This is a genomic window from Klebsiella sp. OBRC7 (genome assembly GCF_000293135.1).
Taxonomy (GTDB): Bacteria; Pseudomonadota; Gammaproteobacteria; order Enterobacterales; family Enterobacteriaceae; genus Klebsiella; species Klebsiella michiganensis.
On sequence record NZ_ALNJ01000044.1, the window covers coordinates 24246 to 34961 of the forward strand.

The following is a 10716-nucleotide window of genomic DNA, read 5'->3' on the forward strand; positions in this document are numbered from 1 at the left end:
CCTTCAAATTGCCTCTTTGTTGGCTGCTTTCACTTACCACAGTCACTTACTTGAGTAAGCTCCTGGGGTTCATTCAATTGCCGCCTCGATCCACTTTGAATGATTTTGTGTATAAACTTGGCGCATCAACGCTAAAGGAATGTAAAAATGACCGAACTGAAGAACGATCGTTACCTGCGCGCGCTGCTACGCCAGCCGGTTGATATCACCCCGGTATGGATGATGCGTCAGGCGGGCCGCTATTTACCGGAATATAAGGCCACCCGCGCCGAGGCGGGCGATTTTATGTCGCTGTGTAAAAATGCCGAGCTTGCCTGTGAAGTGACGCTGCAGCCGCTGCGCCGCTATAAGCTGGATGCAGCTATCCTCTTCTCGGACATTCTCACCATCCCGGATGCGATGGGGCTGGGGCTCTATTTCGAAGCCGGGGAGGGCCCGCGTTTTACCTCACCCATTACCGGCAAAGCGGATGTCGATAAATTACCCGTCCCCGACCCGGAAGATGAGCTTGGCTACGTGATGAACGCCGTGCGCACCATCCGCCGTGAGCTGAAGGGAGAAGTGCCGCTGATTGGCTTTTCCGGCAGCCCGTGGACGCTGGCGACCTACATGGTGGAAGGCGGCAGCAGCAAAGCGTTTACGGTGATCAAAAAGATGATGTACGCCGAGCCGCAGGCCCTGCACGCACTGCTCGATAAGCTGGCGAAAAGCGTCACGCTGTATCTGAATGCGCAAATCAAAGCGGGCGCGCAGTCGGTGATGATTTTTGATACCTGGGGCGGGGTGCTGACCGGCCGGGATTATCAGCAGTTCTCGCTCTATTACATGCATAAAATCGTTGATGGCCTGCTGCGTGAGAACGATGGCCGCCGCGTGCCGGTGACGCTGTTTACCAAAGGCGGCGGGCAGTGGCTGGAAGCGATGGCGGAAACCGGCTGCGATGCGCTGGGGCTCGACTGGACGACCGATATCGCCGATGCGCGGCGTCGCGTCGGCCATAAAGTCGCCCTGCAGGGCAATATGGATCCCTCGATGCTCTATGCCCCTCCGGCGCGCATCGAAGAAGAGGTGGCGACCATTCTCGCCGGGTTTGGCCAGGGCGAAGGCCATGTCTTTAACCTCGGGCACGGCATTCATCAGGACGTCGACCCGGAACATGCGGGCGTATTTGTGGAGGCAGTGCATCGGTTGTCGGCGCCATACCATCGTTAAGGAGTGAATATGGATTTGTCATCGCTACGCACCCAGCAGTTCAGCCTGGCGGCATCGGTTGAACGAGGCGATTGGCTGGACCAGGATCCGCCGACGCTGATCGGCGGAGCGGATGTCGGATTTGAGCAAGAGGGAGAGGTGACCCGGGCGGCGATGGTGCTGCTGAGCTATCCGTCCCTGGAGCTGGTGGAGTATCAGGTCGCGCGCGTCGCGACCACGATGCCCTATATCCCCGGCTTCCTCTCCTTTCGCGAAACCCCCGCGCTGCTGGCGGCCTGGGAGCAGCTTTCGCAGAAGCCAAATCTCTTATTTGTTGATGGCCACGGTATTTCCCACCCGCGCCGCCTCGGCGTCGCCAGCCATTTTGGTCTGCTGGTGGATGTGCCGACCATCGGCGTGGCGAAAAAACGGCTGTGCGGTAAGTACGAGCCGCTGGGCGATGAGCCCGGCGCGCTGGCGCCGTTGTTAGATAAAGGCGAGCAGCTGGCGTGGGTTTTGCGCAGTAAAACGCGCTGTAATCCCCTGTTTGTGAGTACCGGGCACCGCGTGGGCCTGGATAGCGCGCTGATGTGGGTGGAGCGCTGCCTGAAAGGCTACCGTCTGCCTGAGCCGACGCGCTGGGCTGATGCCGTGGCGTCCCGGCGTCCGGCGTTTGTGCGTTGGCAAGCAAATCACGACTGATTCAGGTACACTGCGGCTAATTTCTGACTTCGAGATTTCATCATGTTACAAAACCCGATTCATCTGCGTCTGGAGAAGCTGGAAAGCTGGCAGCACGTGACCTTTATGGCCTGCCTGTGCGAGCGGATGTACCCCAACTACGCCATGTTCTGTCAGCAAACTGAGTTCGCCGATGGCCAGCTTTATCGCCGTATTCTCGATCTGATCTGGGAAACGCTGACGGTAAAAGATGCGAAGGTGAATTTCGACAGCCAGCTGGAAAAGCTGGAAGAGGCGATTCCGGCCGCTGATGATTACGACCTGTACGGCGTCTATCCGGCCATTGATGCCTGCGTGGCCTTGAGTGAGCTGATTCATTCGCGGCTGAGCGGCGAAACGCTCGAACATGCTATTGAAGTCAGCAAAAGCTCGATCACCACCGTTGCGATGCTGGAAATGACCCAGGCTGGTCGCGAAATGACCGACGAAGAGCTCAAGGAAAACCCGGCAGTCGAACAAGAATGGGATATTCAGTGGGAGATTTTCCGTCTTCTGGCCGACTGCGAAGAACGCGATATTGAACTGATCAAAGGGCTGCGTGCAGACCTTCGCGAGGCCGGTGAGAGCAATATTGGTATAAATTTTCAGCAATGAGACCAGAAAACGTGATTTACCGCCTGAATTGTAGCGTCTGAAGGCTTCCATTCCGCCCCCCGTCTGGTCTACATTTGGGGGGCGAAAAAACGTGGCTATCGGTGCGTGTATGCAGGAGAGTGCTTTTCAGGCATTTCCGTCGCACTCGATGCTTAGCAAGCGATAAACACATTGTAAGGATAACTTATGAACAAGACTCAACTGATTGATGTAATTGCGGACAAAGCTGACCTGTCCAAAGCACAGGCGAAAGCTGCCCTGGAATCTACCCTGGCTGCAATTACCGAGTCTCTGAAAGAAGGTGATGCTGTTCAACTGGTTGGTTTCGGTACCTTCAAAGTGAACCACCGCGCTGAGCGTACTGGCCGCAACCCGCAGACCGGTAATGAAATCAAAATTGCCGCAGCAAACGTACCGGCATTTGTTTCTGGTAAAGCTCTGAAAGACGCAGTTAAGTAAGACCGCGTGGCAGTGTACAGTTTTATCGAAGGGGCTTGTCGGCCCCTTTTGTCTACCTGGCGCCGCACGCTGGCGCTGGTAGGCGTATTGCTGCTCACTGCCTGCAGCCATGATTCCTCTCTCCCGCCGTTTACCGCCAGCGGATATGCGGATAACCAGGGGGCGATGCGTATCTGGCGCAAAGATTCTAACGGCGAGGTCCATCTCCTTGCCGCCTTCAGTCCATGGCGTCATGGTAATACTTCGACCAGCGAGTACCGCTGGCAGGATGGCCAGCTCGCGCTGATTGAACTCAACGTCTACGGTAAACCGCCGGAACATATTCGCGCCCGGTTTGATGCGCAGGGCGAACTCAGCTTTATGCAGCGTGAAATCGATGGGCAGAAGCAGCAGCTTTCCAGCGATCAGGTCGCGCTATACCGCTATCGCGCTGAGCAAATACGCCAGACCAGCGACGCTCTGCGTCAGGGACGCGTTATGCTGCGCCAGGGGCGCTGGCATGCCAACAGGACGGTGACCACCTGTGAAGGTCAGACCGTGAAGCCTGACCTCGATACGCAGGCGCTGGCGCATATTGAGCGACGCCAGAATCACTCATCCATTGAGGTCAGCGTGGCGTGGCTGGAAGCGCCTGAAGGCTCTCAGCTGCTGCTGGTGGCAAACGAAGATTTCTGCACCTGGCAGCCGACCGAAAAAAGCTTCTGAGCCTTACCAGTGGCTCATCTCCATATGACCGCGGCCTCCGCCGCAGCTCCCTGGTCCCATACCCACACCGCGAGAAATACCCGCCTGCGCTAACGCGAGATCGAACTTCACCCGCTGCTGGGCCAGCTGTTGACCGAGAACCTCCATCTCCTGGGCAATGGATTCAACTTTCGTGCTGTCCGGCTTATCCGCGGTTAACAGCGCATGGTATTCGTAGCGTTTTGATTGGAGCTGTTGACGCAAAACGCGGGTTTGTTCATAGAAATCGTTATGCAGCTTCTGGGCAGTGGCCTGCTGATCGGTGGTGAGCTGGCTGTAGCCCTGGGGGCCCATTCCGCTGCCGTTATTCCAGTGGTGCCTTGCCCAGGCTGGACTGCTGCCGAAAGTCAGCGCGGCGAGGGCAATCAGCATCAGCGTCATTTTTTTGTTCCGTTTCATAGTTTATTCTCCTGGCTTATGGTTACTCAATGATTTGCATCTTCTGTGCCAGAATGGAAAGGTCGCAGGATATCGGGCATTGAGCGCTTTCCAGCCAGGCGAGAGCGAGTAAAAATGACTCGCGGTCAAGGAGGCTGCGGGTCATTTTTACTCGATCGCTTTCCCGGTTTGCGCCTGAGAAGCGGTTAGACGGGACGGAAAAATGGCATGATTTCTGCTGAGCGATACGGTGTCTGAGGAAAGGGAGTTGTCATGAACGCGATGCGGTTGTCTAAGGATTCCCTCGCCGTCTGGCTGAGCTGGTTGTTAACCGGCCTTATCTTGCTGCTGGTGTGCCTGTTCTCTGCGTTAATCGTGCGTGATTATGGCCGTGAAAATGAAGCCGCGCGCCAGACTATCCAGGAAAAGGGCAGCGTGCTGATTCGCGCCCTTGAGTCCGGCGCCCGGGTGGGCATGGGAATGCGTATGCATCATTCCCAACTGCAGGCGTTGCTGGAGGAGATGGCCTGGCAGCCAGGCGTGCTGTGGTTCGCTGTGACGGATGAGAGCGGTAAAATCATTGCCCATAGCGACCCGCGGCGGGTTGGTGAGTCGCTCTATCCTGCCAGCACTCTGCGTGAGCTGAATATTGGGAGCGAGGAGCGCTGGCGCCGGCTCGAAAAACCGGAACCGGCGCTGGAGATTTATCGTCAATTTCGCCCGCTTAACGGCGGCGGGCATCATATGCGCATGATGATGCGTCGCGAAGCTGCCGTGCTGCGTACCCAGGCTCCCCAGGTTATTTTTATTGCTTTTGATACCCGCGAGCTGGATGCCGACCATGCCCGTAGCCTGCGTAATATGGTTATCATGCTCTGCGCGGCGGGCGTAGTGATGGCGGCAACGTTGCTGGCGCAGTTCTGGTTCCGCCGTTATCAACGTTCGCGCAAGCAGCTGCATGAGGCGACGGCGCGTAAAGAAAAGCTGGTGGCGCTTGGTCATCTGGCCGCGGGCGTCGCCCATGAGATCCGCAACCCGCTGTCATCTATAAAAGGGCTGGCAAAGTATTTTGCCGAGCGAACCCCAGCCGATGGCGAAGCGCATCAGCTGGCCCAGGTGATGGCGAAGGAAGCCGATCGCCTGAACAGGGTCGTCAGCGAGCTGCTGGAACTGGTGCGTCCGGCGCATTTAACGTATCAATCGGTTGATTTGAATGACGTGATTACGCACTCGCTTCAGCTGATTAGCCAGGATGCCGCCAGCCGGGCGATAACGCTCGCCTTCACCGCGCAGCCCGCGCTATGCCGCATTCAGGCCGATCCGGATCGTTTGAAACAGGTGCTGCTGAACCTTTATCTCAATGCCGTCCATGCTATTGGCCGCGATGGCGTGATTACGGTGGCGGTGAGGGAATGCGGCGACGGGCGAGTAAAGGTGAGCGTTGCGGACAGCGGCAAGGGGATGACGGGGGAACAGCTACAGGCCATTTTTACCCCGTACTTCACGACCAAGGCCGACGGCACCGGGCTGGGCCTGGCGGTGGTGCAGAACATTGTCGAGCAGCACGGCGGAACGATTCACGCCGAGAGCGCCCCCGGCGAAGGCGCGCTATTTACTCTCTATTTGCCGGTCAACGGGCAACAAAAGGATGAACAAGGATGAGTGGCGAGCAGATCGATATTCTGGTGGTGGACGATGACATCAGCCACTGCACTATCTTACAGGCGCTGTTGCGGGGCTGGGGATACCGGGTTGCGCTGGCCTACAACGGTGTACAGGCGCTGGAACAGGTGCGCCAGACGGTGTTTGATCTGGTGCTTTGCGATATCCGCATGGCCGAGATGGACGGCATCGAAACGCTGAAAGAGATCAAAACCTGGAATCCGTCGATTCCGGTATTGATCATGACCGCATACTCCAGCGTCGATACCGCAGTGGAGGCGCTGAAATCCGGTGCGCTGGACTACCTTATCAAGCCGCTGGACTTTGACAAGCTGCAGCAGACGCTGTCTGAGGCGTTGGCCCATACGCGGCTGAGCGAGTCACCCGTCGCGGGTAGTCCCCCCGCGGCCCAGTTTGGCATGGTGGGCGATAGCCCGGCGATGCGGGCGCTGCTGAATAATATTGCCCTGGTTGCCCCCTCCGATGCGACGGTATTAATTCACGGCGAGTCGGGCACCGGGAAAGAGCTGGTCGCGCGGGCGCTGCACGCCAGCAGCGCCCGTAGCCGCAGGCCGCTGGTGATCCTTAACTGTGCCGCACTCAATGAGTCGTTGCTGGAGTCGGAGCTGTTTGGGCACGAGAAAGGCGCCTTTACCGGCGCGGACAAACGGCGAGAAGGGCGTTTTGTTGAAGCGGACGGCGGTACGCTCTTTCTCGATGAGATTGGCGATATTTCACCGCTGATGCAGGTGCGCCTGCTGCGGGCGATTCAGGAGCGTGAAGTGCAGCGCGTGGGCAGCAATCAGACCCTTTCGGTCGATGTACGGCTAATTGCCTCCACCCACCGGGATTTAGCTGAAGAGGTCAGCGCCGGACGTTTTCGTCAGGATCTCTACTATCGCCTGAACGTCGTGACTATCGATATGCCGCCGCTGCGTCAGCGCAAGGAGGATATCCCTCAGCTGGCGCGCTATTTCCTGCAGCGTTATGCCGAGCGTAACCGCAAAGCGGTGCAGGGGTTTACGCCACAGGCGATGGACTTGCTGATTCACTACGCCTGGCCGGGCAATATTCGCGAACTGGAAAATGCGGTGGAGCGGGCGGTGGTCCTGCTGACCGGCGAGTACATCTCCGAACGCGAGCTGCCGCTGGCGATTGCCGGTACGTCGGTTGCGGACGCGCCGCACGGCGAGGATAGTATTCAGCCGCTGGTGGAAGTCGAGAAAGAAGCGATCCTGGTGGCGCTCGAAAAAACGGGCGGCAACAAAACTGAAGCCGCCCGTCAGCTCGGCATTACGCGTAAAACGCTGCTGGCAAAGCTCAGCCGTTAGCTGTTTTGCTCACGTTCAATAGCGCGCCAGCCGATGTCGTTACGGCTAAAGCTGCCGTCCCAGCGGATATCGCTCATCAGGGCGTAAGCGCGCTTTTGCGCTTCAGCGACGGTGTGACCCAGCGCGGTAGCGCAGAGCACCCGGCCGCCGCTGGTCAGCACGCGATCGTCATCAGCGAGTCTGGTACCGGCGTGGAAGACCTTGCCGTCAGCCGCTTCTTCCAGCGGCAGGCCGTGGATCTCATCACCGGTGCTGTAGCTGCCCGGATAGCCACCGGCGGCGATCACAACGCCCAGCGAGGCGCGTTCGTCCCACTCGGAGGTTCTCTCATTCAGCTTGCCGTCGCAGGCGGCGAGGCACAGATCTACCAGATCCGATTTCATGCGCAGCATGATCGGCTGGGTTTCCGGATCGCCAAAGCGGCAGTTGAACTCGATAACCTTCGGGTTTCCCTGCTTATCGATCATCAGGCCCGCATAGAGGAAACCGGTGTAGGTGTTCCCTTCCGCTGCCATACCTTTTACGGTTGGCCAGATAATGCGTTCCATGGTGCGCTGGTGAACCTCATCGGTTACCACCGGCGCCGGTGAGTAAGCGCCCATACCGCCCGTGTTTGGGCCGGTATCGCCATTGCCCACGCGTTTATGATCCTGGCTGGTGGCCATCGGCAGGACGTGCTCGCCGTCGACCATCACGATAAAGCTCGCCTCTTCGCCGTCGAGGAACTCTTCAATGACGATGCGGTGTCCGGCGTCGCCAAAGGCGTTACCTGCCAGCATGTCGTGAACGGCGGCTTCCGCTTCTTCCAGCGTCATGGCGACAATCACGCCCTTGCCGGCGGCCAGGCCGTCGGCCTTGATGACGATCGGCGCGCCTTTCTCACGCAGGTACGCCAGCGCGGGCTCGACTTCGGTGAAGTTCTGGTATTCCGCCGTCGGGATGTTATGACGCGCGAGGAAATCTTTGGTGAAGGCTTTGGAGCCTTCAAGCTGCGCCGCGCCTTCCGTTGGGCCGAAGATTTTCAGCCCTGCGGCACGGAACGCATCGACAACGCCAATTACCAGCGGTGCTTCCGGGCCAACGATGGTCAGGTCAATCTTCTCGCTCTGGGCAAAGCTCAGCAGTGCCGGAATATCGGTGACGCCGATAGCCACGTTCTGCAGCGCCGGTTCCAGCGCGGTGCCCGCGTTACCCGGGGCGACAAAAACGGTATCAACCTGCGGTGACTGTGCGGCCTTCCAGGCCAGCGCGTGTTCGCGTCCGCCGTTGCCAATAACTAATATTTTCATCGTCTGCTCCGTGAATTAATGGCGGAAGTGGCGCATGTCGGTGAAGATCATCGCGATGCCGTGCTCATCGGCGGCGGCAATCACCTCTTCGTCGCGAATAGAACCACCGGGCTGAATGACGCAGCTCACGCCAACGGCAGCAGCGGCATCAATACCGTCGCGGAACGGGAAGAAGGCGTCGGACGCCATAGCCGAACCTTTCACTTCCAGACCTTCATCACCGGCTTTAATCCCGGCGATTTTGGCGGAGTAAACGCGGCTCATCTGGCCTGCGCCTATCCCGATGGTCATATTCTCTTTGGCGTACACAATGGCGTTGGATTTAACGAATTTCGCCACTTTCCAGCAGAACAGCGCATCGCGCAGCTCCTGCTCGGTCGGCTGGCGTTTGGAAACCACGCGCAGTTCGCCTTCCGTAACCATACCCAGATCGCGATCCTGAACCAGCAGGCCGCCGTTAACGCGTTTGAAGTCCAGACCCGGTACGCGCTGCGTCCACTGACCGCAGGTCAGGACGCGGACATTCTGTTTCGCGGCAGTGATCTTCAGGGCTTCTTCCGTCGCAGACGGTGCGATGATCACTTCAACAAACTGGCGGGAGATGATCGCCTGCGCGGTTTCGGCATCCAGTTCGCGGTTAAACGCGATAATGCCGCCGAAGGCAGAGGTCGGGTCAGTTTTGTACGCGCGGTCGTAGGCGTCCAGAATAGAGGTGCTTACCGCTACGCCACATGGGTTGGCGTGCTTCACAATAACGCAGGCCGGCTCGCTGAATTCTTTGACGCATTCCAGCGCGGCATCGGTGTCAGCGATGTTGTTATAGGAGAGCGCTTTACCCTGAACCTGCTGTGCAGTGGCGACAGAGGCTTCTTTGACTTCTTCTTCTATATAGAAGGCCGCCTGCTGGTGGCTGTTTTCACCATAGCGCATATCCTGCTTCTTAATGAAGTTCAGATTCAGGGTGCGAGGGAAGCGGCCAGCGGCTTCTTTGCTCTCGCCGTGATAGGCCGGAACCATGCTGCCGAAGTAGTTGGCAATCATGCTGTCGTAGGCGGCGGTGTGTTCGAATGCCTTAATGGCGAGGTCGAAGCGGGTGTCGAGGGTCAGGGAGCCTTCGTTGGCATCCATCTCTTTAATGATGGCATCGTAGTCGCTGCTCTTCACTACGATGGCGACGTCTTTATGGTTCTTCGCCGCTGAGCGAACCATGGTTGGGCCGCCGATATCAATGTTTTCTACCGCATCTTCCAGCGAGCAGCCCTCGCGGGCAACGGTTTGAGCAAACGGATACAGGTTAACCACCACCATATCAATAGGCGCGATACCGTGTTGTTCCATAATACCGTCATCCTGGCCGCGGCGACCGAGAATACCGCCGTGAACTTTCGGATGCAGGGTCTTCACGCGTCCGTCCATCATTTCCGGGAAACCGGTGTAGTCAGAGACTTCGGTAACCGGCAGACCTTTCTCAGCCAGCAGGCGTGCGGTACCACCCGTAGACAGTAGCTCGACACCACGAGCGGAAAGCGCCTGCGCGAATTCGACGATACCGGCCTTGTCAGAAACACTGAGCAGGGCGCGGCGGACTGGACGACGTTGTTGCATGGTATTAAATCCCCAGGATTTGAATATTACAGAGAGCGTTAGGTGAATTTTTGTCTAAAAACTCACCTAACGCACCCAACCGGGCATCCTTGTTATAGCGCGGCATTGTAACGAAAACGTTTGCGCAACGCTCGCGAATTTTTATCTTTCTCTTTTTAGCCCAGGATCGCGCCCTATAAAGAGAAGAGAGCGGGCCTTTATAAGAGGGTATCGGCCGCTACCTGTGGATAATTCTGTGCGTAACAGGGTATAAAGCGGGGTTTTGCTGGGGAATGCAGCAGTCAGTCATTTTTCTGCAATTTTACTATTGCGGATGCTCGGGAACTCCCTATAATGCGCCTCCATCGACACGGCAGATGTGAATCACTTCACAAACAACCCGGTCGGTTGAAGAGAAAAAATCCTGAAATAACGGGTTGACTCTGAAAGAGGAAAGCGTAACATACGCCACCTCGCAACGGTGAGCGAAAGCCGCGTTGCACTGCTCTTTAACAATTTATCAGACAATCTGTGTGGGCACTCAAAGTGACATGGATTCTTAACGTCCTCGGACGAAAAATGAATACCAAGTCTCAAAGAGTGAACACGTAATTCATTACGAAGTTTAATTCTACGAGCATCAAACTTAAATTGAAGAGTTTGATCATGGCTCAGATTGAACGCTGGCGGCAGGCCTAACACATGCAAGTCGAACGGTAGCACAGAGAGCTTGCTCTCGGGTG

10 protein-coding genes and 1 rRNA gene are annotated in these 10716 nt (G+C 57.3%); 8 read left to right on the top strand and 3 right to left on the bottom strand.

Features of this window, described 5'->3' with window-relative positions; translation table 11 throughout:
- Positions 1-147 precede the first annotated feature (147 nt).
- From hemE to HMPREF1144_RS10890, 5 genes are all read left to right on the top strand, one after another.
- On the top strand, positions 148-1212 hold the full coding sequence (gene hemE, locus HMPREF1144_RS10870) for a uroporphyrinogen decarboxylase (protein WP_004097668.1): 1065 nt from the start codon (positions 148-150) through the stop codon (positions 1210-1212).
- A 9-nt stretch (positions 1213-1221) separates the two neighbouring features.
- Complete coding sequence (gene nfi / locus HMPREF1144_RS10875) at positions 1222-1893, top strand: deoxyribonuclease V (protein ID WP_009652768.1); 672 nt, start codon at positions 1222-1224, stop codon at positions 1891-1893.
- Positions 1894-1935: 42 nt separating this feature from the next.
- Complete coding sequence (locus tag HMPREF1144_RS10880) at positions 1936-2526, top strand: YjaG family protein (RefSeq protein ID WP_004097673.1); 591 nt, start codon at positions 1936-1938, stop codon at positions 2524-2526.
- A 186-nt stretch (positions 2527-2712) separates the two neighbouring features.
- Complete coding sequence (gene hupA, locus HMPREF1144_RS10885; protein ID WP_004097675.1) at positions 2713-2985, top strand: nucleoid-associated protein HU-alpha; 273 nt, start codon at positions 2713-2715, stop codon at positions 2983-2985.
- Positions 2986-2997: 12 nt separating this feature from the next.
- Entirely contained in the window at positions 2998-3690 is a 693-nt protein-coding gene (locus HMPREF1144_RS10890) for a DUF1481 domain-containing protein (RefSeq protein ID WP_004097677.1), read from the top strand.
- Between the two features lie 3 nt (positions 3691-3693).
- Here HMPREF1144_RS10890 and zraP read toward each other — a convergent pair whose 3' ends face one another.
- Positions 3694-4128 carry a zinc resistance sensor/chaperone ZraP gene (gene zraP / locus HMPREF1144_RS10895; RefSeq protein ID WP_009652764.1) on the bottom strand — a complete coding sequence of 145 codons (435 nt, stop codon included), beginning with the start codon at positions 4126-4128 and terminating at the stop codon, positions 3694-3696.
- Between the two features lie 252 nt (positions 4129-4380).
- Between zraP and zraS the strand changes: the two genes are divergently transcribed.
- Both zraS and zraR read left to right on the top strand, forming a co-directional pair.
- Positions 4381-5769, top strand: a complete 1389-nt coding sequence (zraS, locus tag HMPREF1144_RS10900; RefSeq protein WP_009652763.1) for a two-component system sensor histidine kinase ZraS — start codon at positions 4381-4383, stop codon at positions 5767-5769.
- Complete coding sequence (gene zraR, locus HMPREF1144_RS10905) at positions 5766-7100, top strand: sigma-54-dependent response regulator transcription factor ZraR (RefSeq protein WP_009652771.1); 1335 nt, start codon at positions 5766-5768, stop codon at positions 7098-7100. The genes zraS and zraR overlap by 4 nt, the downstream gene beginning before the upstream one ends.
- Here zraR and purD read toward each other — a convergent pair.
- Together purD and purH are read right to left on the bottom strand one after the other, a co-directional pair.
- Positions 7097-8389 (bottom strand): phosphoribosylamine--glycine ligase, encoded by a 1293-nt coding sequence (purD, locus tag HMPREF1144_RS10910; RefSeq protein ID WP_009652775.1) that lies wholly within the window; start codon positions 8387-8389, stop codon positions 7097-7099. The two genes, zraR and purD, sit on opposite strands and share 4 nt — an antisense overlap.
- 15 nt (positions 8390-8404) lie before the next feature.
- On the bottom strand, positions 8405-9994 hold the full coding sequence (gene purH, locus HMPREF1144_RS10915; protein ID WP_004097693.1) for a bifunctional phosphoribosylaminoimidazolecarboxamide formyltransferase/IMP cyclohydrolase: 1590 nt from the start codon (positions 9992-9994) through the stop codon (positions 8405-8407).
- Positions 9995-10621: 627 nt separating this feature from the next.
- Between purH and HMPREF1144_RS10920 the strand changes: the two genes are divergently transcribed.
- A 16S ribosomal RNA gene (locus HMPREF1144_RS10920) occupies positions 10622-10716 on the top strand; the annotation flags it as partial.